This is a genomic window from Chryseolinea soli, assembly GCF_003589925.1.
Taxonomy (GTDB): domain Bacteria; phylum Bacteroidota; class Bacteroidia; order Cytophagales; family Cyclobacteriaceae; genus Chryseolinea; species Chryseolinea soli.
On sequence record NZ_CP032382.1, the window covers coordinates 3,086,458 to 3,112,216 of the forward strand.

Below are 25,759 nucleotides of genomic sequence, written 5' to 3' on the forward strand. Positions count from 1 at the left end.
CTGGATAGGGGAGCACTAACCTTCCGTGCCGGCTATTAAATTTCTGGCAATAACGACTGGGGCCTAAATAAGGCATGAACAAAAGCCCGGCAAAAGCCTACAAAAGTGGGCAATTGTGGGTCTCCGGGTGTTTTTGGATGTCCGTGGGTAATTTTTTGACGTTTTTATTCTGATTCAACGATCTAAATTTGGGAATCATCATGGACGAACAAACCTTAATAAAAACGAGCATCATCGAGATCTTTAAGGGCAACGGCTACAGCGATCTGGCTCGTATGACGCAACGGGACTTCGAACATATTGGGGAGCAGCTCAGGCAGAAGTCAGGCATCCTGATCAGTGGAACCACCATAAAACGACTGGCTTACGGGGAGTTCAGCCGGTTACCCCAAATCGCTACCCTAAACGCGATCGCCAATTTCTTCGATTACAAGAGCTGGCAAGAATATAGAGCCGACAAGGTTAAGAATGCGCCAGGAAAAGCGCCGGCAAAACAAGCAGGATATAAAATCAATTGGAAACACTTGTCAATACCGGGCACCATTATTATTCTGGCCGGCATTTATTTTTTTGGCGCAACCAATGACTCCGTTAAAAATGCGGAGAGCGCATCTTTTTCATTCCGGAAGAATACTTCGAATGATATCCCGAATTCGGTAGTCTTTAACTATAATATTGACGACGTGCAAGCCGATAGTTTTTTTATTCAACAGTCCTGGGATAAAAATCGCCGGGTGAGAATTTACAAGAAGAAACACACACTCACGGATATATATTATGAGCCCGGTTATCATATCGCTAAACTCATCGCCAATGATTCTGCCATCAGAGAGGTTGACGTAAGCATTCCAACCCATGGCTGGTTTTTCTATGCCATCGACAACATAGCCAACTACACACCTGAATATATCAAAGCGGATAGTTTTGTTAATAATGGCAGCCTTGGTCTGACGGCGGTGCAACTACGGGAGAGTAGCATTGATGTTAACAAAGACAAACGATACCATTACGTCTACTTCCCTGGTCAAATGGATGTACCGAGTGATAATTTTACATTTAAAACCAGGGTAAGAATGAGGGAAGTACGCCCTAGCACTTGCCCGTACATTGAAATAGAGCTCTTTTGCCAGCGATCCTTTATGATCATGAGAAGCACAACAAAGGGATGTGCACACGAGGCTTTGATACGATTTGGCGAGCAGGTAATGGAAGGAATGGATACCGATCTAATGCCGATATCCTTTGATGTTAGTCAGTGGACAGATATAGAAATAATCGTAAAGAATAAGGTCGCCACTGTAAAGATAAATGATAAGGAAGTATTCTCCACGCATTTTACGAGCAATACCCGGTACCTCACGGGTCTTGGATATATTTCAAATGGGCTATGTGAAGTAGACAGAGCGGAATTGATCGGCCTGGACGGAAAAGTTATGTACAAAAATGATTTCTGAATAATTTATTACCCGCGCGCTCGGGTTCAGTTTCATTTCGAAGTTTGTCACTCATACTTCAATGTCTCTGCAGGATTTACCAACGCGGTTTTAAAGGCGTGATAACTTACCGTTGCCAGTGCGATCACCAATCCTGCCAATGTACTTAATGCAAATAACTCCCAGCTGATCGCGATCGAGAATTTGAAACTCGTGAGCCATTGGCTCATCAGATACCAGGAGAGTGGCACGGCCAACGCAAAGGCAATCAGCGACAGCCACACATATTGTTTGTTGAGGAGAATAAAAATGGAGGACATTCCGGCACCCAATACTTTTCGTATTCCTATTTCTTTTGTTCGGTTTACGGCGTTGATGCCCGCCAGTCCGAACAAACCCATGCAAGAAATCAAAATGGCAAATCCGGTAGCGAGACCTGTGATGCTCATCCACCGCTCATAGCTTTCATATTGCTTCGCTACATCCTGATCGAGAAAAGTGTAGTCTAGCGGTTTGTCAGGGAAAAGCTCTTTCCACATGCTGCGTACTTTGTCAACGGAAGCCGGAATATTTCCGGCTTCTACACGAACCAACATTTTTGTGTGATAACCGAAAAATTCGTCCATCGTGAGAAACAAAGGTTCTATGTTTTCCTCGAGTGACAGGAAATGATAGTCTTTCACAACCCCTATCACTTTGGAGCCGAGGCCAACCGTGTCTTCACGCCAGTTCAAATGTTCGTTCAGCGGATCGGTCCACTTCAGGTCTTTCACCAACGCTTCGTTTACGATGACCGCAGACGAATCTGAGAATATGTTCGCATCGAAATTTCTTCCTTGCGCAAGTTGAATGCCGAGCGTGGGGAGATAATTCGGATCAACGGCATAAACATAGGCCGCCTTTTCTTCGTCGTTGAATTTGTACCAAAAACGGCCCACCCCTTGGTTGAAAGATGAGCCTGTACCGGCGACAGAAACGATTCCGCTCTCGCCCTGTGCGCGCGTTCTGAAGCGTTCCACGATTTTGTTGGCTTCCTTATCCCGCCATCCGGTTTGTGTTTGGATGACGAGCGTCTGCTCTTTATTGTACCCGAGGTCTTTCGTGGCCACAAATTTCATTTGACGATACATAATCACAGAACAAATGATAAGACTGGCTGATAAAAAGAATTGCAACACAACCAACGGTTTCGTAAAGCCTGCTTGAAGCTGAGAAGTAGAATGTCCTTTCAAGACCAGTGCAGGTTGAAAGCGCGACAGAAAAACGGACGGATAACTTCCTGCCAGAAGCCCAACAACAAAAGTAAGTGCAAGCCCCATGCTCAACAACTCAGCCCAGTCGTTCCAGGCAATTACAATTCCTTTTCCGGTAAACTGATTGAATGAAGGCAGAAAGAGAATGACAAGCATTATTCCAATAAGCATGGAGATACACGCCAACAACAAAGATTCAAATCCAAATTGATACATGAGTTGTTTGCGGCCTGCGCCGGTTACTTTTCGTACGCCCACTTCTTTCCTTCGCGATGCAGACGTGGTGAGCGCCAACGAAATATAGTTGATGCAAGCCATCACCAAAATCAACAAAGCAAGTCCCCCGAGAATATAGGCATATTGCGGATCGCTTACTTTGTGCCATCCCACCGATTTCATTAAATGCATTTCCGTGAGCGGAGTGAAGGCAAGTTCGATATCGCCCATGTATTTTTGACCAACTTTACCGAGGCTGGCACGGAATTGGGCAGCATCAGCATTATCCGAGAGTTGAACAAAGCAAGGTGTACCAAAGGCTCTCCAATCCGTCATTTGTTTTTCGTATCCGGGAATGCTCTCTTCCGGCACTAAAATTTGAAAATCGAGGCTTGAATTGGCAGGAGGCGCCTCAATTATTCCGGCAATGGTAAAAAGTCTTTCGCCTCCATTGTCAATGGAAATGATCTTTCCCATCGCGTCTTCTTTTCCAAAATACTTTTCGGCAATCGCGGGTGTGATCACGGCTTCAAGTGTGTTTTCGAAAAGCTTTTCCGCGTTACCCGCGAATAACTTAAAGGAGAACATCTTGAAAAAATCACCATCAACATATGAAATCTTCTCAGAAAAAATTTTGTCGCGGTACCGCAATACTACCGTTCTGCCAGTATTGAAACGGGTTGCGTATTTTATTTGTGGCACTTCATCTTTCAGGACATTTCGGAGGCCAAACTGAAGCGATGCGTCGCGCCCGGAGGGATTCTTTGAGTTTCTTTTAGCCTCCATGCGATAGATCTGGTTTTTGTTCGCATGGAATTGATCAAAGCTTTTCTCATCCCGAATGAAGAGATAAATCAAGATGCAAAATGCAATACCAACACTCAAGCCAAAGGCATTGATGAACGAATACATTTTGCGCTTGAGTATGTTGCGTGAGGCTACTTTAAAATAATTGCCGATCATAAAATTTTGATTTATTGAATGGCTTGAATACGGACGATAAACGGATCTCTGTTTTCGTTTTTTGATGGCATATGAAAACACAAGTGATAATACCTGTTGGCAATATTTTAACTTGGCCCTGGTGACGCTCATGCGTTCAAGGTTGGCATAAAACAATTCGGTCATGTCGCCATGCAGGTCTTCGATAGCGGCATTGTCGCAATACCACGCGAAGAACTTCTCGGCAAGAATGGGTGGCTTACTGTTTTGCTTTTTCATTTGGCGAGAGAAAGTGCCGTTCTGGAAAGTTTCCAAAGTTCATCCCTCAAATCCTTGATGTGGTGGAGACTTAGTTTGCCTTGATGCGTGATCTCAAAGAAACGCTTTCTTCTCCCGCCTCTTTCCTGGGTAGGTTCTCCAAGCCAGGATTTTATCAGTCCTTTCTCCTCCAATCGGGTAATGGTTGAATGCAGGGCTCCAATGCTAATGCTGCGGTCGCTTCTTTTTTCGATATCCTCTTTAATAGAAACCCCGTATGCATCTTCACCCAGGCTGGCGATCGTCAGCAAAACGAGTTCTTCAAATTCACCAATGTATCCTTTCATAAAATCAATCTTTAAAAAGACGCAGGCTAATGTAGCATATGTTTCTATTATTAAGAAGATATTGGCGGAAAAATGATGGATGTTGGTTAGAATATGGCTCAGGACGCTCCAGAACCATATTTTTTGTTGCATCCCTAAAACGTATATCCCACCGTCCCGAACCCCCGAATGGCATTATCGGCCGTTATAATTTTTTCAATAGCAGCGGATATTTACCATACAATACTTAGCTTCGCGATATCGTTTATCCACAGCGAAACCGATATTGAACGGTAGTTGAAGCTCTGAATGCATTTAGGTCGGATTAGCGAACACTTTATAGAAACGACTTTATAGGAATAAAAACAATTTCTTAGCATTCAGATAACAATGAAACACGTACCGCTCTTCGCGATCCTTCTGTGCGCCATGGCTCCGGCGATGGCACAAACGCGATTTAACCTGTCGGCAGGTTTGCTGGGAAATCACCTCATCGTATCGGAGACACCATCGTATATAAAAGTTAATGATTATCTATTATATACAGAGGGAATACGCGTAGAAGGGAAGCAGACGCTCGGGTTTATGGCCGGCGTTGAAGTTCAACAACAGATCCGGAAGTGGAGTATCTACACAGGTGCTCACTTTGTATATCAGCAAGCGAGTGTGACCTATCATAATGATAACCTCTTTTTTTACGACAATCATCCTCCCTTCGAGGAACACCGATTTGCTATCGGCATCAAACAGAATTTTAGCATGCTACAAATTCCATTGGGGGTCATGATTCCGGTTTATCGTAAATTTTACGTGGACGTGGCCTTCAGAGCGAACGCGGTTCTAGCGCTCAAGAAAACCGAAAAACCGAATGATCCCGAGTATGCGTATCAATTGGTTTCCTTGCAACAAAGGGACGTCAATCAATTTTTGTTCGAAGCGTCGGCAGGTCTTGCTTATCAGACGTCGGCGTATACCGCGAAAGTAACGTATAGCCGCGGTCTCAATCCACTGCAGAAGAAATCCCATAATTGTTACAACAATCTGATCCCGGCTGACCTCTATTTTTCGGGGATCAATCTTTCCCTTGGCGTGAATATCAATCGATTATTTTCGTTTAACCGAAAATGATCCCTCGGGATCTACGGTCACATAGGTGTTGCGTTTGTCAGTACGCGTGCTCCAGATCTTCCCCTTCAAGGGAACGATCTCAGGTTGATCCGCGGAGAGGTTAGGGATGGCGAGTGTAAGCGGTACATTGAATATTTCCGGCAGATCATTGATGAGGGTAACGGTAAAATTGTCTGCACTTCCCGTGATGCGCACCTCGGTATTCTTTCTTTCGATTTTATATTTTGAAAGATTTTCGAACGTGTCGATGTAGAGGTCGTTACGTGATGCCACCACGGTTTGGACAACATTCTGCAACACCTCATAGGTGATCGGTGCAAAACAATCGTCTATTCCGTGTGCCGTGGTAACGATCCACTTGCGTTTTTCAATTCCCTCTTTCAATTCTTCTTTGAACGATGGGCCGTTGTAAAGCGGAACCATGTGACAAAATCCCTGTGGTGATATTTTTGTTGCAAAGTGATGCTTGAAAACGATATTGTCGGCTTGCGGACTCGTACTGTGAAACGGGTGTCCAAATGAAAACGGAGGTTTGCTCAGGTGGCTGGCGAGCACAAAGTAGCTCGAATCAATTTCACGTTCCAGGATGGCATTGTCTTCAATAGTTCCCAGATAGTAAGAATGTGTCATGGAGTGATTTCCGACCTCGTGTCCGTTTGCAATGAGCGCATTCCATTTGTCCCATTCCTGCCGTTCAGAGGCGGCTCGTGCGATGATTAAGAACGTGCCTTTTAAGTTGTACTGGTCCAGCAGTGGAATGATCTTTGTGAAAACGGAAGGGCATCCATCGTCGAAGGTAATCGACAGCGCGGCAGTCTTGTTTTCAGGAAATTTCGTTATACGGACCCGGACGAAAAGGGGATCCACGTCTCCCCCACACGAGAACAGCAAAAACACCAGCAAAAACACGAGGAGAGAGCGAAATTTGATCATGGGCACACTGACGAATAATAAAGTTATGACGTTAGACACAGATTAAGTCCGAAAAGACGGAAATATTTTTGCGGGCTTTTTCGATAATTTTATTTCCTCAAAAAAACATGGTGCGCCGGCTTTAAACCACTAAACCAGGACGCCACCTCTTCAATGCGGGGTCAAAATATGGTGGCTGGCATGTATGCTTTTAGTTGCCATTGTGATTTTTAAATCAAATGATGTTAGGTGGAGGGTTACTTTGAACCTTTTTATAAAACTATAATTGTCTGATAATGAGATAGTTTTGAATCTGCCCGAAATTTTGACCGGCGGGATTCAAACCCCGAATTGCCTAAGATGATGATCCATGTGCATCCAGCTAACAATGCCCCAATCCTCGTTGCGCATATATCCCATAACGGGGTGTAGCGACCTGAACGGAGTCTTCCGTTCGGGAAATCGAAGCAGTGTCTCCATAAAAAATTCCCTTTGCTCGTTGAAATATTCCACGTCGATCAGTCCGCTAGTATCATTGTCAGGAGTGCCTCGATTGTTTTTTGGGATCTTCGCCAGGATGTATAGTACTATGAATTTTATAACCCGCTGCCTCGCCGATGGTCGAATGTAGCGAACGTCTTCTTCCAAGATGCGGCGGTTGCAAAGGTTGCAATGAAGCAGCATTTCGGTCACGGTCATCTTGCCCCAACGCCCTTTACTTTCTGTGTTCAGGTTTTTGACTCTTCCGATGATTTCCGTAACGGCTGCCTTATCCAATAAACTTTTCTTCATGGCTGAGGTATGCGACCGGTTTTTGCTCCCGGAAGCACCAGCAAATTTCTAAAGTGGGGAAATTTAGACAATCACAGAAATCCATGATTTAGGGTGCTCTCTGTCAAATTTAGCGTGCTCACAAGCTATTGAACAACGAGGTCAAAAAAGGCACCGATAATCAGCCTCTATCTTCAAGCTTCAGTGCGGCTTTGAGATAAGCTTCAAGTCTTTTGAGCGGCCAAATTATATTCACGTAAAGCAGAATTGAAAAAACAGCGATCACAAGCAAGGCAACGTCAATTCTTTCGGAGAGCTCCGGCACTCTCGAAACGCCATTGATGGTCATCTTATCCGTATAAAAAATGACCTGCAGACCATAGACTAGAAAAATCAGATAGATACAAATGACCAGGTAGGGAGGAACGATTCGGGTGTTGATCATCGTAGGATTTTCCGGGTGAATGCTTCCTTTAATTTTAGGATGAAAAATGCCGAATCGGTCGCGGTTTGGAGTGCGGAGCGTGAATTCATTTCCACTAATGGAACCGAAACATCTAACAAATGAAAAGAAAAGGAATTTAGATCTGCTGTTCAGTAACTTCGAGAGTGCTGTTGTTGCTTCCGTGGCAGAAAGCGAGGTGGTGAATGTTTTTTTAAGCTTAAAATGCATAGGCAGGTCAGGGTAAAAAAGTCAACGTTGATCAGTATGTCCTGCGCCATGATCAAAGTACCAATGCTCATAGCTGGTGATGTCATACAGCTTCATGAATTCATCTTGGAGAGAGGAGAGTTGCTCCAGGCATTCATCCTTAAATTGATCAAAATATCCGAGTGCCATAAGCACAAAGATAAGCCAAAAGAATCCGTTCAGATAAACGCACCTGATTTCTCTTGCCGAATACGTGTGCGTTGAAACTCAAGTATCGCAGATCGGATGTCCCCTCCCTTAATGATTTTTTTTCATGCTGAGCACGGGGTTATGTACGAAAAATAGGTCTTATTTTACCTAGATCAGTGAATTCTGATTGTTTGATGACATCTAATTATCGATATTAAGATATGTCTTTGGCTCAGATAATCTCAAGCCGGTTGTCCGGATCCAGGACGATTGTTGCGGTCCTGGTGGTTATCGCTGCAGGGTCACCTCGTTCCGGACTTGGACAACAACCGGCCATCCCGCCGGCTTTGGTATATAGCCACGCCTTTACCACCGAGGATGGCTTGTCGCAGAATAATGTCTCTTGCGTCATCAAAGACAAGGATGGCTTTGTCTGGGTGGGAACCGGCGATGGCCTAAACCGCTTTGATGGATATTCTTTTATAAAATTCAATCATTCCGACAAAGATTCTGCCAGTATCAGCAATGATGTGATCCGAAGCCTTTTGCTGGATAGCAAAGGCCGGCTCTGGATCGGGACATACAATGGTCTCAATCTCTATGACGATGAAACCGAGACATTTAAGAATTTCCTTACGAATGACTCCAAAGAAAATACCATTAGCCAGAACACCATACTTTGCCTTCTCGAAGACGAGCGGCATCAGCTCTGGGTGGGAACGTACTATGGATTGAACAAGATCGATCTTCAAACCCTCGAAATCACAAAATACTTTCATCATCTGGATGGTACCGGGTTGGCAGACAATGCCGTGAATGCCTTGCTCGAGGACCGAAATGGAAAGATCTGGGCCTGTACCGCCAAGGGGATCAATATCCTCAGTCCGAACGGCGTGGAAAAGACGATCCCACAGCGCCAAACCCCGGATGGATTGACTTCTGCATTAACGGTTGGCATCGTACAAGACTCCACCGGCGCCATCTTTATTGGAACAAATGGCGGTGGCGTGCTGCGGTTAGAGGATGAGCATGATGAGACATTTGAATATTTCACGCACAATCAAAAAAAATACTCGCTTGGTAACGACATCATTGCCACGCTCGGGATCGATCGCCAGGGGACGTTGCTCGTCGGCACCGATGGGGCCGGGCTCTATCGACATCTGGGTGGCGATAAATTTAATATTATACTGGCGCGCGAAAGCAGGATCCTTGACAATGCCGGTATTCAGAAAATATTTATCGATGAACAAAATAACTATTGGGTCGGCCTCTTTGGCGCAGGCCTTTTATTTATATCCGGTGATCAGCCGCGTTTTGAACACTATCGATTCTTCAATGCAAGTATGGAACGCATTGGAAAGAACTCTGTCCTGTCCCTGGCCGAAGATCATGATCAGAAAATATGGATTGGAACAGACGGGGCCGGCTTGTACAAATTTGATCCGGAAACCAAGGCATTCACGACGTACTTGCACGACCCGGCGAGCGCGAAAAGTCTGAGCACCAATGTTGTAAAATCCTTGCTGGTCGACGACAAAAATAATCTCTACATCGGGACCTATGCGGGGGGCTTGAATTATCTCGATACAAAGACCAATACCTTTACACATTATCTCCACAATCCCAAAGACACCACGAGCATCAGTACGAACCATGTATGGTCATTGCTGCAGGATCATAAGAAAAGAATTTTTGTTGGACAGCTTGGTGGCTTGAATGAATTCTTGCCGGCCACTAAAACGTTCAAAGCCCTTACGATCCCGGGCGGAAACCCGATCACCACCAATACCGCATCGGTCTTTTGTATGCGCGAAGATCGGAACGGCTATGTCTGGATGGGTACCCGGTTGGCGGGAATTCACCGGTACGATCCTCAAACCGGGGCATTTAGATCCTTCTTAAGTTCAATAAAAGATCCTTCCAGTTTGCCAACGAACGAGATCCTGGAATTTGAACTGGATGCTCAAGGGAAACTCCTTATCGGCACGGACAACAAAGGAATGATCCGGTTTGACCCGGAGACGTTCACGGCTGTGGATATGATCCCGGAGTTCCTCGAGAAAAATATACCGTCCATACTGGAGGACAATGCAGGCAAAATATGGTTTACGTCTTTTGATGGCCTTCACAAATTTGACCCGGCTACGGGGAAAATTTACAATTTTACAATTGCTGATGGATTGCAAGGGGTTCAATATAACGAAGGTGCGCGGCTAAAGAGTTCGACAGGGGAATACTACTTCGGAGGAACGAACGGGTTAAATGTTTTTCGTCCTGAGAAAGTGATCGATGATCAAAGCAAACCCAGTGTGGTGTTCACCCGCCTGGCTTTATTTCATGACGCGGTCCGGATCAACGATCCGTCGGGGATCCTGACAAAGAGTATCTCAAAGTCAAGAACCATTACTCTTCAACCCAATCAGAACGTTTTTTCGATCGAATTTGCCTGTCTGGAGTATAGGTTCCCCAAGAAAAACAAGTACCGTTATTACCTGGACGGATTTGACCATGACTGGAACACAATCCAGGAGAGCCGGACAGCAACCTATACCAACCTGCCGCCAGGGGATTACACATTGCGGGTAAGTGCAGCCAATGGCGATGGTTATTGGAATGACCAAGCTGCCAGCATTCAAATTATTGTTATCCCCAAGTGGCATCAGCGGGCCGTCATCAGGATCGGATTTGCCAGCTTCATCCTCTTATCCATACTGGCGATCATTCACATCCGGACCAGATTTTTACTGACACAAAAGCGCAAACTTGAACATCTGGTAAAATTGCGTACCCAATTGATCGAAGCTCAAAAGAAGAGATCAAGGACAAGAACGAAAAACTGGAGCATGCCTATGAGGAAGTAAATTCAGTAAATGAAGCACTTCACACGGTCAATGCGAACCTCGAAACGTTGGTGGAAAATAAGACGGAAGAACTTAGAGAAACCATCAAAAGGCTTATTGAAACCGATAAGGGGCTGGATACATTTTTGTATCGATCCAGTCACGATCTGCGAGGGCCTATTACTTCGTTATTGGGGTTGGCGCAGATCGCTAAAATGCAAAATCACCAGGACGATTTGGATACTTACTTCGAGAGTATGGAGCATACAGCAAGCAAAATGCTGCGACTCCTGCATAGGTTGAATGATACCGGAGCGCTCTTTCGATACAAGCGTAGAATGGAAACCATAAACATGGAAGAAATTATACAATCCATAAAGTTTCAACTGGACAACAGCAGCGACATGGTGAAAATAGAAATCGAAAACAGGATCGATGAGCCCATCTCGAGTGACCCCGTTTTGCTGAATAACATTGTTCTGAATTTAATGGAGAACAGTATTGTGTTTAGAGGCGAGATCGATCCATTTGTCAAATCGGTGTTTTATTTGAACGACCAACACCTGGTCATTAAAACCATCGACAACGGGATCGGTATTCCTCCAAGTGTGAAGGACCGGATATTCGAGATGTTCTACAGGGGATCACAGAAATCGGTAGGCAATGGGTTGGGACTCTTTATGGTAAAGAAGGCCCTCGAAATACTGCAAGGTTCCATTGCTATTGAAAGCCAGCCGAATGATCTAACGACAGTTACCGTCACGATCCCCCTCGGCAACACAGTTGCTTTTGGTATCTAGAGGGTCGCGGGAAGTGTAATTAAGCGTCAGTGATGATCTGGGGTATAAAATCCGGAAGGGTTATCAAAATTCACCAAGGCCATCCGGATCACAAAAAGTTTAAGAAAGGAGCTACTGCTCCTTATTCTTTGCTTCCTGAACCTCTGTTCTGATTTCTTGCGCCAATGATTTTAAATCCTGCATCGCTTTTCTGACGCGTGTTCCGGCAGCACCATTTTGCTTGTTGTAGAACTTATCCATATCGTCTTCCAAAGAGGCGATCAGCGTTTTCAATTCTTCGAATTTCTTCATGTCTATGGTTATTTATTGTGTACAAATCTGCAAAAATTGGTGCGTGATACAAGGGTTAAGAACGAATAAACTGATAGAAGTTTGTCATCACATTCCCGGCCCCGGTTGGAAATGAATAGGACCGAACGACGCTGAAAGAGTTCTCGATACGCCGGACTTCACGGGAAGGCTATCGGTAACACCAAGAGATGGGCGACATTAAGAAGAGAAAACTCATTGATCAGTTCACAACCGATGGATCATTTTGGAAAACAAGGTTATCCTGTTGAACACCCTACGCGCGAATAGGTTTAAGCGATTTTTTTAGCCTTACCCAGCGGTGTAGGGTGATTTCAGCGAAGAATCCCAAAATGCGGAGATTATGGAGCCTATTCTCCGCAAGAAACGCGGAGAATGTATTGGAAATGCGGCGAATAATGGTGTTATTTACCGCATAATTTGCGGAGAATGAGTAAGTACGTCCATCTACTAAAGGAGTGGCCAGCGTTCAAATGGGAAGATGAGAAGATCCTCTTGCCGCTTTCTGCCATGCGACACAAGCAAGGCCGGTTGCTGGGCAAACTGGAAGGACTTGGCTTTCGCTTAAGGGAAGAAGCAACGCTGGAGACATTGACGCAGGATGTTGTCAAGTCGAGCGAGATAGAAGGCGAGCGATTGCCGGCCGATGAGGTGCGCTCCTCTATCGCCAGACGGTTAGGGATTGAAATTGCAGGAGAAGTGGCCGTGAGCCGGAATGTCGAAGGGATCGTGGAGATGATGCTCGATGCCACACAAAAATACAAAGCAGCCCTCACGGACGACCGGCTTTTTGGATGGCACGCTACACTCTTTCCCACGGGCAGAAGCGGCATGCATAAAATTAAGGTGGGTGCCTGGCGGGACGATGCCAATGGGCCCATGCAAGTGGTGTCGGGCGCCATGGGAAAAGAGCGTGTCCACTATGAAGCACCGGAGGCAACCCGGCTCGATGTTGAAATGAAGACGTTCCTTCAATGGTTCAATCAGTCAACGCCACTGGATCCTGTGTTGAAAGCAGCGATCGCCCATTTGTGGTTTGTTACCCTTCACCCTTTTGACGATGGCAACGGTCGCATCGCCCGGGCCATCGCCGATATGCAACTGGCAAGAGCCGATGGAAGCCGGCAGCGCTTCTACAGCATGTCTGCTCAAATTCAGCGTGAAAGAAATGTTTACTACGACGTTCTGGAGAAAACGCAGAAAGGGAATCTCGATATCACCGCGTGGCTATTGTGGTTTTTTGATTGTCTTGACAGGGCCATCGCTTTATCGGAAGAGAACTTATCGGGTGTGATGCACAAGGCAAAATTTTGGGAATCGAACCAAACGGTTGCGCTTAACGAACGGCAGCGCAAAATGCTCAATGCCTTTATGGATGGATTTGAAGGCAAGCTCACCTCTTCGAAATGGGCAAAGATGGCCAAGTGTTCTCCGGACACGGCGTTGAGAGATATGCAAGATTTAATTGAAAAGGGGATCCTGGAGAAAGAAGAAGGAGGCGGAAGGAGCACGAGTTATAAACTAAGATCATAACTCGTGCGCATAGCCCTGGAGGGATATAATGTTTGAACGTTCATTAGCCTCAACAACTTTCCTATACCCGGAACACGGCAATCAAACTCGCCAATACGGTCAGGGCCATCAGGGTCCGGTAAATATTCTTGGGTAAGGCCTTGCCGCTGTAGATCCCGCAAAATGTTGAGATGACCACGAAGAGCGCGGATTTTGGAATGACCTTGTAAAGATTCACCTGTGGGTATTTTAACACGACCAGAAAGATCCCGGTAACTAAAATGGCGACCCCTAAAAAGATCGTGTGTTTATGGAGTTGTTTTTCGGGCATGGGAAACAGGACAACCAATTGACCAAGAAAAAACAGGAAGGCGACGAAGTGCACGATCAGCACGATGTTGAAGAGTGTCATGGGTTTGCTTTTTTGAAGTGGGTGAGATAGTATGCTCCGCAGGCCAGGCAGATGATCACGGCGGTCAGGTGTGGATATAAGTGGCTGGTTGTATAACCTGGCTGCGATAGAACAATACAAAAGTCAGCCGCGGGGATAATGGCCCCGGGCAGCAAGACCAGCCCCAGGGTGCGCCACTCCTTTTGCCACAGCAGGATGAGAATAATTAATCCGAAGAAAAAATCCCGTGCTCCTTTGATGTACTGAAAAGAGAAATCGCCATGGGTTAAGGTGTTGATGCCAAAGTCTGTTTCGGCGCCAAGGGGATCGAGGAAGAATCTCAGGCCAATGCATAAGAGACCGATACCAGAGAGGATGCTGATCCAGAAGATTGTTTGTTTTGCGATGTGTTTCATGGGTGATGAATGTTTTGTTGATACAAAATTCATCGCTGCGCAACGGATTCTGATGCACCCAGGTTAATAAATCAAGAGACCGATAATCTTTTCCGGATGCGGCTGAGGGATTGTGGTTTCACGCCCACGTAGGAGGCTATATAATATTGAGACAACCGCTGCTGCAAATCGGGGTGCTGCTGGATGAATTTTTCGTAGCGGAATTCCGGGGAATCGGTGTAGAAGGAATTTCGCTCTTTCAGGGTTTGTATGAAAACCTGTTCGATGACAAGCCGTCCAAAGCGCTCGCCTTCCTTTATTTCGGTGTAAAACTGCGGCAAATCATTTCGCGAGATGACCCGCAAGACGCAATCTTCCAGGGCCTGGATGATCTGCTGCGAGGGTGTTTGTGGTACGAAGCTCTCATAGTTGGAAACAAAGTCATTTTCCTTGGAAAAGCCGTACGTCTTCTCTTCGCCTTCGTCGTTGATGTAATAGCGCATGATGCCTTTTGTTATAAAGCCAACGTGTTTGCACGTTTCGCCCTCGGCCAGAAAGAAGTCTCCCTTCTTGTAGTTTTTCTCTTTAAAAAGATCTTGTACCAGCTTCTTTTCCGTTGAAGTAAGCGTGATCAATTGTGTTATGAATTGAATAAGGTCAGCCGCCATAGAAGATATTTATTGGATTTGATATTCGCAGGGAAACGCTTGACAAATTAACGTTTTGATTTAAGCCTGCTCAATGTCTCCTGTGAAATATTCAGGTAAGTTGCCACGACCTTGTTTGGTAAACGCTGGACAATTTTTGGATGGGTGTCCAGCAGTTGCTTATAACGGTCCGTCGCATCAAGGGTAAGGAACGACATCAGCCTGTTGGTGTTATTTACGTAGGCGTTTTCTAAATAATGCCGGTAGAACTTTTCCCATGAAGGAATGATCTCCAGCAAATGGTAAAAGTCTTTGTGCGAAATGTAAAGGAGGTTTGTAGGTTCCAATGCCTGGATGAATTCCAAAGAAGGCTCATTTGAAATGAAGCTGCAGAGTGCCGTCGCGAAATTATTTTCAAAGGCTATATAGCGCGTGGCCTCCTGTCCGTCTTCCGTGATGAAAAATATGCGTAAACAACCCTTGCCAACGAAAAAGGTTCGTTGGCTGGTTTGTCCCCGAATGACTAATAGTTCGTTTTTTTCAACTTCCAGGGGCTCGAAATAAGAAAGAATTTTCTCCAGTTCGTCGTCTGTGACCGTTATAATTCCTTTGATGTAGTTGGCGAGTTCTTCTTGCATGGCAGACGTGGGTAAACCACAAATTTACAAAACCCGAACGTTTGTTAAGATTTGGTAGTGATCTTCTCAGCCAATTTTCGTGCGCGCGGAATGATGATGAATGCGGAGAGATAGGCCACGGGAAGCATAACGCTCCAGGCGTTCAGGAATTTGAGAAACCACGCTTCTCCAAAGCCATAGTTTCGCATGAGCCCAACAAAGGCCATAATTAACGTCATCGGAATCACAACAAGCAATGTGTTGATGTACTTAAAATACTTTTTGTTCATTTAGATTTTTTGTTTAATGTTTAGTTGATGATACAAAAATGCCTGGCTAAAAAGATATTAGCTTTGATGTAGGTCAAAAAATAGAGAAGTCAGGAAATAAAGTGAGGTGCCGTCCGTATATGACTTTAACTTTTTATATTTTAGAGGAGTAACCGGACGATCTTCGGTTCTACATTTCAACCGTATTCATAAATGAGCTCGAAAGCAGACACAGCGTCCATCCAACCGTTACTCGATTACTTCGATGATATCTTGCCCCTTACGCCTGAGGAGAAACAACTCGTTGTGACAAAATTTCATCCACACCTTTATTTGAAAAAGCAATACGCGTTGCAGCACGGCGATGTTTGCCAGTATTTTAACTTTATCGTTCGGGGATGCCTGCGGCTCTATCAGGTGGACAACGAGGGGGCTGTGCACATTCTTCAATTCGCCACGGAGAATCACTGGATCCTCGACCTGGCAAGCTTTCATAAGGGCCTGCCGTCAAAGCTCGATATCGACGCGTTGGAGGAAACGGTGGTGCTCCGCATTACGCGCAACGATTTGATCGATCTCTACTTACACGGCCAGCAGTTCAATCGCATCTTCCGGGTGTTGCTGGAAAATAGCTTTATGCATCAGCAGGAGCGATTGTCTCAACTCTTCAGCTCGACAGCAGAAGAGCGATACCAGTCTTTTCTGGAAACCTATCCGCATCTTCTCACACGCCTCTCGCAGGTGCAAATTGCGTCCTATCTGGGCGTTACACCCGAATTCCTGAGTCGTATCCGGAGCAAAATGGCGAAGGGGTAGGCGAAGCGGGGTTAAACTAGATCAATACTTTTTCTTAAACCAGGTCAATACGCTTTCTTAAACTTGATCATTGGGTGGCGCCGTGAGGTGTTGTTGTTTTGTATCGTCAACAACAAACTATCTCACTTTACTAAAATTTTAAAATTATGTCAACCAACAAATCAAAAATTGCAGTCATTGGCCTGGGGAACATTGGCAAAGTAGTGGCAACCAACCTGGTCAAAGGCAACCGGCCGGTTATTGTCGCCAGCAGGAAGATCGAAGAGGCGAAGTCATTTGCCCAGCACGTTGGAAGTTTAGCAACGGCATTGGAAGTCTCCGATGCGATAAAGGAGGCAGACATGGTTGTGCTGTCCGTGCCGTTTGGCACCATCAAGGAATTGGTGAGCAAGCGGGCTGCCGAGTTTAAAGGGAAGATCATTATCGATCCCTCGAATCCCATTGCACCAGACGGTAATGGAGGATTCAAGAAGATCGTCGGTGAAAACGAGTCTGCGGGGGAGATCATCGCGGGATTGCTGCCGTCGGGTGCAAAGCTGGTGAAAGCATTCGGCACGCTCAGCGCCGGCTCGTTGTCGGGCGCCGCCAGGAGAAAGCTCGATGCGGCTGTGTTGTTCTATGCCGCGGATGATGCCAGCGTTAATGACAAGATCGAAGAATTGATAAAAGACAGTGGCTTTGATCCCGTGCGTGTTGGGGGTATCGATCAGTCCATCCGCATCGAGGTTTTTGGCGATCTCCATGAATTCGGGGCCCTCGGTAAAGTTGCTACGCTGGCCGAAGTGGAGGCAAAAGTCTAAAAATGCCTGAGCTTCATTAAGGAGCAAGCGTAGTTTGTATAGTCAAGAAAATAAAAGCTTAGACGATGATGTCAACGGAAAAAAATAGAATGGTCATGAACCGCTTTGTCGAGTTCATCAACACGGCCGACGAAAAATTGGCGCAGGAACTTATTGGCTTGGATGCAAAATTTTATGTCCCTGGACGCCCTGAACCTGTGCAAGGTCCCGCAGGATATCTGGCCATCATTGGCATGATGCGAAGTGGTTTCCCGGATATTCAATGGACGCTGGAAGAGACCATTGTCGAGGATGATAAAGTTGCCGCCCGTTTTATGATGCGCGGTACACACGATGGATCTTTTTTTGGCATCCCGCCAACCGGGAAATCAATTGCCGTGCAGGCGATGAACTTCTATCGTCTTTCGGATGGAAAGTTTATGGAAGAGTATGGCATGCCGGACAGGATGGGCTTGATGCAACAGATCGGCGGCATGCCGGTTTAAAATTCTACTGATATGAAATCGAAAGTGTCCATGCTAACCTTTCTGGTTTGCTGTTGCGCGCTCTGCTCCATTCGGCTGAGCGCGCAAGCTTTCCAGTTTGCAAAAGACAAATTAGTTGCCGTCCATGTAGCGATGTCGGTTGAGACCTTGAAGGGCAAACGTGTTGTGCGGGTGGCGAAGGATTCGGCGGTCAAAGAAGTTGATGAACCTACGTTTGTTAAATTGAAAGGGGTGGAGTTCAAAGACGGCACGATCGAGGTCAGGGTACTCAGTAAACTCCAACCTGCAGCCCCTGAGCTTGCGCGCGGATTCATCGGTGTGGCGTTTAGAATCAATGAGGATAATTCAAAATTTGAATGCATCTATATTCGCCCGGCGAATGGAAGAGATAGCAACCAGGTGAGGAGAAATCATGCCATCCAATACTTCTCTTATCCCGACTATAAGTTTAACCGGCTTCGAAAGGAAGCTCCGGAGCAATATGAGTCCTATGCGGACATGGGACTGAATGAATGGATCAAAATGAAGATTGTTGTGAAGGGCCAGCAAGCCAAACTTTTCCTGAACGAAAACCGGGAGCCCTCACTCATCGTCAACGACCTCAAGCAGGATGCTGAGCCAGGGGCAATCGGTTTGTGGGTCGATGTCGGTACGGACGGACTTTTCTCTGATGTTAGCATTACAAGATAGCAGTATAACCGTCAGCGGACGCAACCCCCGACTCCAAAGGCTCGCGGCTTTCACCCCCTAAGAATTTCCTTTGACCTTAAGAACTCCTTAAGGTTTTGGTGTTGATCCCGGTACTATTGTCAAAACAACTGTCCACTTCCTGCCGTGACCACAGAATGATCTGACTCCTATCTTGAACGTGAGATTGGGGTGTTCGGTAATCGCTGGGCCCCGGGGCTCGAACTTCCTGTGTACATAATTGTTTTGTGACCAAAGAGGCCTCAGATCATCTAAACAGCGATCGGTTCAGGCGGCATTCCGCGGGCTACTTCATAAACGAGAGCTTTTGGGGCCTCCTGAGCATTTCAAACGATTTCATAATCGTCGTCCTCACGCTGCGCTATTTTGAAAGTCGGGTTGGGGTAGAGATGATGGCAGCCATGAGGCCAAAAATCTGAAAAGAAAAGTGATGAAGTGCGTTCGTTTGCAAGTACCACACAAATAAGTATTTGCCCGGATAGAATAAGTATTTGCCCGGATAGACAACTTTATATAAGTTTGCGGTTTGATGAAAAAGGTCATCGTTAAGTTTTTTCTTTGCTTGTGTGTCCTTTTGGCGGGGGGATACAGTCAGTTGCACGCTCATGCGTATAATGACTGTGTTTGCTTCTCGCCATTAAAGGTGACTAAAAAGTCGGAAGAGGCTAACTTTTGCCCTGTTCAACGTCGCCACGCCACCTGTATCATCCAGTCGGCTTCCTCCGGCAAGGAGAACCCGGTCTATCGAATGGAAGTCGCCGAAAAGGAAGCTGAGGAGTATGAATCGGCCTCTTCCAAGAAACACCAGGAAATCAGTAATTACTTCACCACGCACTTTGATGCCCAGGTTGCCGGAGATCTTTTCGGTGACATAAACAGTTTGCCATTTTGCAGACAATTTTCGCACATCTCCTTCCTTAGGAGTTATCTCGTCCTTCAGGTTTTCCGGATCTGATTCAGCATTCGCGGGGGCAATTTTCAGATTGCCGAACCGCCCCATCGGTGTTTTATTGCTTGTCATCCCCAGGGCATAATGCCAAACAGGATGTCGGGTTTATCGGGTTACACACTGTCCACAAAAAAATCATCAACAAAAAAAACATATCGCTTTAAAAGCAGATCATTATGCTGAGAGTACCCATGTTCATGTTTGTAGGCTTGGTTGCCTTGTTGTGCCAAACCAGCTGTCATTCTAAAAAGGAAGAATCACAGGAAGAAACAAAATTTTTAATCACCAGTCCGTTAAGAAAAGACACCTTGGTGGTCCGTCAGTATGTATGCCAGATCCGCGCGATTCAGCATATAGAAATGCGGGCGTTGGAGAGGGGTTATCTGCAGAAAATTTATGTAGACGAAGGACAGCATGTGAAAGCCGGACAGCAGATGTTCCAGATCATGCCATTGCTCTATCAGGCCGAGCTACAGAAATCAGAGGCGGAAGCAAACTTCGCCCAGATCGAATATCAGAACACCAAGCAGTTGGCCGACAGCAATGTGGTGTCGCCAAATGAATTGGCCATGTCCAAAGCGAAGCTCGACAAGGCGAAAGCAGAGCTGTCACTGTCCCAAACCCACTTGCAATTCACACGCATCAACGCCCCGTTCAGCGGTATCATGGATCACTTCCAGGTGCGGCTCGGAAGTCTTGTGGATGAGGGCGATTTGCTCACAACACTGTCGGACAACAGCAAAATGTGGGTCTATTTTAATGTGCCGGAAGCCGAGTACCTGGACTATAAAATGAAGGCGAAGAAAGACAGCGTAATGCGCGTTCAACTGATCATGGCCAATCACCAGACCTTTGATCATCCCGGCCTGGTTCAGACCATTGAAGCGGACTTTAACAATGAAACCGGAAACATCGCTTTCCGGGCAACCTTTCCCAATCCGGATGGACTGCTTCGACACGGTGAAACGGGCAATGTACAAATCAAGCGACCGCTTAAAAATGCGTTGATGATTCCTCAGAAGTCCACGTTCGAAGTGTTGGAGAAGAAATATGTCTTTGTAGTGGATAAAGACGGCGTGGTAAAATCAAGGGAAATTACCATCGCAGCAGAATTGCCACACATTTTTGTGATTCAGAGTGGTCTGGATGAAAATGACAGGATCCTCCTGGAAGGATTGCGCCAGGTGCGTGAGAATGAGAAGATAAGCGCCACGTTCGTGAAGCCTGACTCGGTCATTTCGCATTTAGAGTTGTATGCCGAATAATCCATTATCCTAAAAAGCAGAAGACATGTTTAGTAAGTTCATACGCAGGCCGGTATTTGCTATTGTGATATCGGTCATAATCGTCTTTGTGGGGATATTGGCGATCAAGAAGCTGCCGATCTCTCAGTTCCCGGACATCGCCCCGACAACGGTAAACATATTTATCGCTTATCCAGGGTCGAGTGCCGATGTGTTGGTGAAGTCCACCCTCATTATGTTGGAGCAGGCCATCAACGGGGTGCAGGATATGCGCTACATCGCTACTGACGCCACCAGCGCCGGTGAAGCCACGTTGCGCATTATTTTTGAACCGGGCACGGATCCGAACGATGCCGTGATCCGGGTGAAGACCCGGGTGGACCAGGTGATGCCGCTCTTGCCGGAATTGGTTCAACGGGAAGGGGTAATCATCACCCCAATCCAGCCGAGTATGTTGATGTACGTCAACCTCTATTCCAACGAAAAGAGCATGGACGAAAAATTCCTGTTCAACTACGCCACCGTGAAAATGATCCCGGAGATCCAGCGGACACGGGGTGTTGCCCGGGCGCAGATCTTGGGTAGCCGGCGATACGCCATGCGCGTTTGGTTAAATCCCGAACGGATGCGCGCCTATTCGATCTCGGTAGAAGATGTGATGAAGGCGATCGGTGAGCAAAGTATCCTCGGGCGCCCCGGCCGGATCGGTCAAAGTTCCGGTATCAAAGCACAGTCGCTGGAGTATGTGCTCACCTATAAAGGAAGATTTAACAAACCGGAAGAATACGAGGCGATTATTATCCGGGCCAACCCCGAAGGCGAAAGCATCCACCTGCGTGATATAGCGACCGTAGAATTGGGAAGCGAATTCTTTGATATCTATTCCAACCTCGACGGCAAGGCTTCGGCCGCCATTGTGTTGAAGCAAAACTATGGTAGCAACGCCAGCGATGTTATTGAAGAAGTAAAAAAGAAGCTTGAGGTCATGAAAGAATCCTTCCCTCCGGGAATGGATTATAAGATCAGCTACGACGTTTCCCAATTCCTCGATGCGTCCATCGAACAGGTAATCGAAACGTTGCGCGACGCGTTTATCCTGGTGGCCATCGTGGTGTTTATATTCCTCGGTGACTGGCGTTCTACGCTCATTCCCATCCTCGCCGTTCCGGTGTCGTTGGTCGGAGCTTTCTTCGTCATCCAGTTTTTTGGACTTTCCATCAACCTGGTGACACTCTTTGCACTCGTGTTGGCGATCGGTATTGTGGTGGATGATGCGATTGTGGTGGTGGAAGCCGTGCACGCCAAGTTTGAGGAGGAACCTCATATAAGTCCGTACAACGCCGTTAAAAAAGTATTGAGTGAAATCAGCGGCGCCATCATCGCGATCACCATGGTAATGGTGTCGGTATTTGTGCCGATTTCATTTATGTCCGGTCCTGTCGGTACCTTCTACCGGCAGTTCTCGATCACCATGGCGAGTTCGATCGTGATCTCGGCGTTGATCGCGTTAACGCTGACGCCTGTATTGTGCGCGATGATGTTGAAAAATCACCACGGACATCCGAAGAAGAAAAACATCCTGACAAAAGCGCTCGATAGTTTCAACGGCGCTTTTGAGAAACTTACTGGACGATACGTTGGCATTTTGAAAGTAATCGTCAACAGAAGGTTAGTGACGTTCGTCATCCTGCTCGGGTTTTGTGCGGGGATCTACTACGAGAACAAGGTTGTGCCTTCAGGCTTTATTCCGAATGAAGACCAGGGTACGATCTATGCCATTATCCAGACACCTCCTGGTTCGACACTGGAAAAAACGAACGAGGTCTCCCGTCGCCTTCAGAAAATTTGCGAAGAAATTGAGGGTGTGGAATCCGTATCCTCTTTGGCAGGTTACGAAATCATGACCGAAGGTCGGGGATCGAATGCGGGTACCTGTCTGATCAACCTCAAGAATTGGTCGGACCGTAAACAAACCGTTAAGGAGATCATGGAAGAGCTGGAAACGAAAACGCGGGGCCTGGGCGCCATTGTCGAATTCTTTGAACCGCCGGCTATCCCGGGCTTTGGTACGTCAGGTGGTTTCTCGATGCGTTTGTTGGATAAAACGACCGACACCGACTATCATGAATTTGATAAGATCAACAAGGATTTCATGGATAAACTCGGCAAGCGCAAAGAGCTCACCGGTTTGTTCACCTTCTTCGCGGCCAACTATCCACAGTACGAACTCGAAATTGATAATAACCTGGCCATGCAAAAAGGCGTGTCGATCGGAAAAGCGATGGACAACCTCAACATCTTGATTGGTAGTACATATGAGCAAGGCTTCATCAAGTTCAATCAGTTCTTCAAGGTGTATGTGCAGTCCGATCCGAAATTCCGGAGAATGCCGTCCGACCTGCTGAACCTTTTTGTGAAAAACGACCAGGGACAAATGGTACCCTACTCGGCATTCATGAAACTCAAAAAAGGTCAAGGTCCGAACGAAATCACCCGATTCAATTTGTACAATTCCGCAGCGATCCAGGGTCTTCCGGCGAAGGGCTACACCACGGCAGATGCCATCCAAGCCATACGTGAAGTGGCCAAGACGTTGCCACGGGGCTACGACATCGCTTTTGAAGGTTTGTCCTACGACGAATCGATCCGGGGAAATGAAGCACTTTATGTGTTCCTGATCGTACTGTTGTTTGTGTACTTTGTGTTGGCCGCACAGTACGAAAGTTTTATCATTCCCTTTGCGGTAGTGCTTTCGCTGCCTGTGGGGGTATTTGGTTCGTTCCTGATGCTCAAATTAATGGGGCTGGAGAACAACATTTATGCACAGATCGGTTTGATCATGTTGGTGGGTCTGTTAGGGAAAAACGCCGTGCTTATCGTGGAATTTGCCGTCCAAAAACGGCAGCAGGGAGAAACCATTTTGAACGCTGCGATTGAAGGCGCGAGAGTACGTTTCCGTCCGATCCTCATGACGTCGTTCGCCTTTGTTGCAGGTTTGATACCTTTGATCATTGCCACGGGTGCCGGCGCTATCGGTAACCGCACCATCGGTTCATCGGCGCTGGGGGGTATGTTATTCGGAACAATCTTCGGGGTGATCGTCATCCCGGGACTGTACTTCATATTCGGCAGCCTGGCAGATGGCCGTCACCTGATCAAACATGAAGACGATGATTCACTGACCGAAAATCTGGTTCACCAAATCGATAATTTTCCGCAACCCGATGAAAAAGACAACGATGACCATGCGCACTAAAAGAATATGGAATTACGTAACCACGGGTTGTATTGTCATCCTGGTTACCGCTTGCAGTTTGCCATCTTCTTTGGTGGAGAAGAATGAAAATAAAAAAACACCGGAGGGTTATAAGATCAATAACCCGCAGGATACCGTGAACACGGCAAAAGTAAACTGGAAGGAATTTTTCACCGATCCGAATCTGGTTGGACTCATTGATACGGCGCTGCACAACAATCAGGAGTATAACATCGTGTTGCAGGAAATTAACATTGCCCGAAACGAAGTGAGGGCCCGAAAAGGAGAGTACCTGCCGTTTGTGGGCATCGGCGCCAGTGCCGGTGTTGAAAAGCCCGGTAAGTATACCACGCAAGGTGCCGTGGAGGAGAACCTGAACATTAAGGAAGACACGCGTTTTCCGGAACCTCTGCCGAATTATGCATTGGGGTTGAATGCATCCTGGGAAGTGGACATCTGGAAAAAACTGAGGAATGCAAAGAAGGCCGCCATGTATCACTACCTGTCGACAACAGAAGGCAGGAACTTCCTGGTCACCAACCTGATTGCCGAGATCGCGAATTCCTATTACGAGCTGATGGCGTTGGATAACCGGTTGGAAATTCTGAAAAGAAACATCGAGATCCAGCAGAACGCCCTCGAGATCGTGCGGATGGAAAAGCAAGCCGCGAAAGTGACCGAATTGGCGGTGCGCAGGTTTGAGGCCGAGGTGCTCAAAAACAGAAGCCATCTGTTCGACATCCAGCAGTCGATCACTGAAACGGAGAACAGAATTAATTTTCTGGTGGGGAGATTCCCGCAGCATATCGCCAGGAACTCACAGACCTTCACCGATCTGCCTTTGGATTCTATTCACGCCGGCATTCCATCGCAGCTGTTGCAAAACCGCACCGATATCCGCCAGGCTGAATTTGATCTGGCAGCGGCCAAGATCAACATAAAAGTTGCCAAGGCTAATTTTTATCCATCGCTGCACATCAGCGCGGGTGTGGGATACGAGGCGTTTAATACCAAGTACCTGATTTCCACGCCGCAGTCACTGCTCTACACCGTGGCAGGTGACCTGATGCAGCCCCTGATCAACCGGAATGCGATCAAAGCTTACTATTACACGGCTACCTCGAAGCAAATTCAGGCGGTGTACAACTACGAACGCACGGTGCTGAACGCCTACATTGAAGTGGCCAATCAGCTGTCGAATATTCGTAACCTGTCAAGAAGTTATGATCTTCAATCCCAACAGGTGGCGGCACTGACGCAGTCGATCGACATATCCGTGCGCCTGTTCAGATCGGCCCGTGCTGACTATATGGAAGTATTGCTCACCCAACGCGATGCCTTGGACTCTAAATTTGAACTGATTGAAACCAAAAAGCAACAGTTGAATGCCAAGGTTGATGTCTACCGGGCATTGGGCGGCGGATGGAACTAAGTTTTAAAAAATTGGCTATTCAGGAAGCAATCAAAAAATTGTAACACTGGATCGCTGGAGAGAGCCCTCGAAGTCCACGGACTTTGAGGGCTTTTTTTATTTATGTTTGGTAGCGCAGAGAATTGTTTTGATTGCGCTCAGTCACCGTTGTTGCATAGATGTATTGCTCTTACCCGGAATAGGGGCCACGGCCTCACTACACTTCC

At 46.7% G+C, this 25,759-nt stretch carries 25 protein-coding genes and 1 pseudogene; 13 read left to right on the plus strand and 13 right to left on the minus strand.

The annotated features are described in order from the left end of the window. Positions 1 to 200 precede the first annotated feature (200 nt). The gene (locus D4L85_RS13310; protein WP_119754764.1) at positions 201 to 1,454 is read left to right on the plus strand and encodes a hypothetical protein; all 1,254 of its coding nucleotides are present in this window, start codon (positions 201 to 203) and stop codon (positions 1,452 to 1,454) included. Between the two features lie 47 nt (positions 1,455 to 1,501). On the opposite strand, the gene D4L85_RS13315 is transcribed toward D4L85_RS13310, so the two are convergent. Both D4L85_RS13315 and D4L85_RS13320 read right to left on the minus strand, forming a co-directional pair. After that, the gene (locus tag D4L85_RS13315; protein WP_119754765.1) at positions 1,502 to 4,123 is read right to left on the minus strand and encodes an ABC transporter permease; all 2,622 of its coding nucleotides are present in this window, start codon (positions 4,121 to 4,123) and stop codon (positions 1,502 to 1,504) included. Next, complete coding sequence (locus D4L85_RS13320; RefSeq protein WP_335621964.1) at positions 4,120 to 4,581, minus strand: PadR family transcriptional regulator; 462 nt, start codon at positions 4,579 to 4,581, stop codon at positions 4,120 to 4,122. Before D4L85_RS13320 ends, D4L85_RS13315 begins: the two co-directional genes overlap by 4 nt. 237 nt (positions 4,582 to 4,818) lie before the next feature. Here D4L85_RS13320 and D4L85_RS13325 point away from each other — a divergent pair, with 237 nt between their 5' ends. Beyond that, positions 4,819 to 5,556: a hypothetical protein gene (locus D4L85_RS13325; RefSeq protein ID WP_119754766.1), complete on the plus strand. Its 738-nt coding sequence runs from the start codon at positions 4,819 to 4,821 to the stop codon at positions 5,554 to 5,556. Here D4L85_RS13325 and D4L85_RS13330 read toward each other — a convergent pair. The 4 genes from D4L85_RS13330 to D4L85_RS34415 all read right to left on the minus strand — a co-directional run bounded on the left by D4L85_RS13330 (position 5,533) and on the right by D4L85_RS34415 (position 8,080). After that, complete coding sequence (locus tag D4L85_RS13330) at positions 5,533 to 6,489, minus strand: polysaccharide deacetylase family protein (protein WP_119754767.1); 957 nt, start codon at positions 6,487 to 6,489, stop codon at positions 5,533 to 5,535. The two genes, D4L85_RS13325 and D4L85_RS13330, sit on opposite strands and share 24 nt — an antisense overlap. Positions 6,490 to 6,807: 318 nt before the next feature. After that, complete coding sequence (locus D4L85_RS13335) at positions 6,808 to 7,260, minus strand: DUF1569 domain-containing protein (RefSeq protein WP_119754768.1); 453 nt, start codon at positions 7,258 to 7,260, stop codon at positions 6,808 to 6,810. A 160-nt stretch (positions 7,261 to 7,420) separates the two neighbouring features. Further along, positions 7,421 to 7,912, minus strand: a complete 492-nt coding sequence (locus D4L85_RS13340; protein ID WP_119754769.1) for a hypothetical protein — start codon at positions 7,910 to 7,912, stop codon at positions 7,421 to 7,423. Positions 7,913 to 7,933: 21 nt separating this feature from the next. After that, positions 7,934 to 8,080: a hypothetical protein gene (locus D4L85_RS34415; protein ID WP_160143706.1), complete on the minus strand. Its 147-nt coding sequence runs from the start codon at positions 8,078 to 8,080 to the stop codon at positions 7,934 to 7,936. Between the two features lie 227 nt (positions 8,081 to 8,307). On the opposite strand from D4L85_RS34415, the gene D4L85_RS13350 reads away from it, so the two are divergent. The 3 genes and pseudogenes from D4L85_RS13350 to D4L85_RS34765 all read left to right on the plus strand — a co-directional run bounded on the left by D4L85_RS13350 (position 8,308) and on the right by D4L85_RS34765 (position 11,723). Continuing rightward, the gene (locus D4L85_RS13350) at positions 8,308 to 10,944 is read left to right on the plus strand and encodes a ligand-binding sensor domain-containing protein (RefSeq protein WP_160143707.1); all 2,637 of its coding nucleotides are present in this window, start codon (positions 8,308 to 8,310) and stop codon (positions 10,942 to 10,944) included. Between the two features lie 50 nt (positions 10,945 to 10,994). After that, positions 10,995 to 11,171 (plus strand): annotated as a pseudogene (locus D4L85_RS35110) (hypothetical protein); the annotation flags it as partial. Positions 11,172 to 11,276: 105 nt separating this feature from the next. After that, a complete protein-coding gene (locus tag D4L85_RS34765) occupies positions 11,277 to 11,723 on the plus strand; it encodes a sensor histidine kinase (protein ID WP_228450877.1) in 447 nt (148 codons plus the stop codon). 111 nt (positions 11,724 to 11,834) lie between these two features. Here the strand turns inward: D4L85_RS34765 and D4L85_RS13360 are convergent, their stop codons facing one another. Further along, on the minus strand, positions 11,835 to 12,014 hold the full coding sequence (locus tag D4L85_RS13360; protein WP_119754773.1) for a histone H1: 180 nt from the start codon (positions 12,012 to 12,014) through the stop codon (positions 11,835 to 11,837). Positions 12,015 to 12,461: 447 nt separating this feature from the next. On the opposite strand from D4L85_RS13360, the gene D4L85_RS13365 reads away from it, so the two are divergent. Further along, positions 12,462 to 13,565: a Fic family protein gene (locus tag D4L85_RS13365; RefSeq protein WP_119754774.1), complete on the plus strand. Its 1,104-nt coding sequence runs from the start codon at positions 12,462 to 12,464 to the stop codon at positions 13,563 to 13,565. A 61-nt stretch (positions 13,566 to 13,626) separates the two neighbouring features. Here the strand turns inward: D4L85_RS13365 and D4L85_RS13370 are convergent, their stop codons facing one another. The 5 genes from D4L85_RS13370 to D4L85_RS13390 all read right to left on the minus strand — a co-directional run bounded on the left by D4L85_RS13370 (position 13,627) and on the right by D4L85_RS13390 (position 15,884). Further along, entirely contained in the window at positions 13,627 to 13,956 is a 330-nt protein-coding gene (locus D4L85_RS13370; protein WP_119754775.1) for a hypothetical protein, read from the minus strand. After that, positions 13,953 to 14,351 (minus strand): DUF4267 domain-containing protein, encoded by a 399-nt coding sequence (locus tag D4L85_RS13375; protein ID WP_119754776.1) that lies wholly within the window; start codon positions 14,349 to 14,351, stop codon positions 13,953 to 13,955. The genes D4L85_RS13370 and D4L85_RS13375 overlap by 4 nt, the downstream gene beginning before the upstream one ends. 71 nt (positions 14,352 to 14,422) lie before the next feature. After that, positions 14,423 to 14,998, minus strand: a complete 576-nt coding sequence (locus D4L85_RS13380; protein WP_119754777.1) for a Crp/Fnr family transcriptional regulator — start codon at positions 14,996 to 14,998, stop codon at positions 14,423 to 14,425. A 47-nt stretch (positions 14,999 to 15,045) separates the two neighbouring features. Beyond that, the gene (locus tag D4L85_RS13385; RefSeq protein ID WP_119754778.1) at positions 15,046 to 15,615 is read right to left on the minus strand and encodes a Crp/Fnr family transcriptional regulator; all 570 of its coding nucleotides are present in this window, start codon (positions 15,613 to 15,615) and stop codon (positions 15,046 to 15,048) included. Between the two features lie 44 nt (positions 15,616 to 15,659). Further along, positions 15,660 to 15,884 carry a DUF2798 domain-containing protein gene (locus D4L85_RS13390; RefSeq protein ID WP_119754779.1) on the minus strand — a complete coding sequence of 75 codons (225 nt, stop codon included), beginning with the start codon at positions 15,882 to 15,884 and terminating at the stop codon, positions 15,660 to 15,662. A gap of 192 nt (positions 15,885 to 16,076) precedes the next feature. Here D4L85_RS13390 and D4L85_RS13395 point away from each other — a divergent pair, with 192 nt between their 5' ends. From D4L85_RS13395 to D4L85_RS13410, 4 genes are all read left to right on the plus strand, one after another. Next, positions 16,077 to 16,679: a Crp/Fnr family transcriptional regulator gene (locus D4L85_RS13395; protein ID WP_119754780.1), complete on the plus strand. Its 603-nt coding sequence runs from the start codon at positions 16,077 to 16,079 to the stop codon at positions 16,677 to 16,679. 146 nt (positions 16,680 to 16,825) lie between these two features. Further along, positions 16,826 to 17,479 carry an NADPH-dependent F420 reductase gene (locus D4L85_RS13400; protein WP_119754781.1) on the plus strand — a complete coding sequence of 218 codons (654 nt, stop codon included), beginning with the start codon at positions 16,826 to 16,828 and terminating at the stop codon, positions 17,477 to 17,479. Between the two features lie 95 nt (positions 17,480 to 17,574). Further along, a complete protein-coding gene (locus D4L85_RS13405) occupies positions 17,575 to 17,964 on the plus strand; it encodes an ester cyclase (RefSeq protein WP_228450878.1) in 390 nt (129 codons plus the stop codon). 12 nt (positions 17,965 to 17,976) lie between these two features. Next, positions 17,977 to 18,654, plus strand: a complete 678-nt coding sequence (locus D4L85_RS13410; RefSeq protein WP_228450879.1) for a DUF1080 domain-containing protein — start codon at positions 17,977 to 17,979, stop codon at positions 18,652 to 18,654. 655 nt (positions 18,655 to 19,309) lie between these two features. On the opposite strand, the gene D4L85_RS13420 is transcribed toward D4L85_RS13410, so the two are convergent. After that, complete coding sequence (locus D4L85_RS13420; RefSeq protein WP_160143709.1) at positions 19,310 to 19,693, minus strand: hypothetical protein; 384 nt, start codon at positions 19,691 to 19,693, stop codon at positions 19,310 to 19,312. Between the two features lie 104 nt (positions 19,694 to 19,797). Between D4L85_RS13420 and D4L85_RS13425 the strand changes: the two genes are divergently transcribed. From D4L85_RS13425 to D4L85_RS13435, 3 genes are read left to right on the plus strand one after another with little or no spacing between them, the layout of a single operon-like run. Continuing rightward, complete coding sequence (locus D4L85_RS13425) at positions 19,798 to 20,886, plus strand: efflux RND transporter periplasmic adaptor subunit (RefSeq protein WP_119754785.1); 1,089 nt, start codon at positions 19,798 to 19,800, stop codon at positions 20,884 to 20,886. Between the two features lie 25 nt (positions 20,887 to 20,911). Then, a complete protein-coding gene (locus D4L85_RS13430) occupies positions 20,912 to 24,121 on the plus strand; it encodes an efflux RND transporter permease subunit (protein ID WP_119754786.1) in 3,210 nt (1,069 codons plus the stop codon). Next, positions 24,090 to 25,553 (plus strand): TolC family protein, encoded by a 1,464-nt coding sequence (locus D4L85_RS13435; protein WP_228450880.1) that lies wholly within the window; start codon positions 24,090 to 24,092, stop codon positions 25,551 to 25,553. The genes D4L85_RS13430 and D4L85_RS13435 overlap by 32 nt, the downstream gene beginning before the upstream one ends. Positions 25,554 to 25,759: the final 206 nt, after the last annotated feature.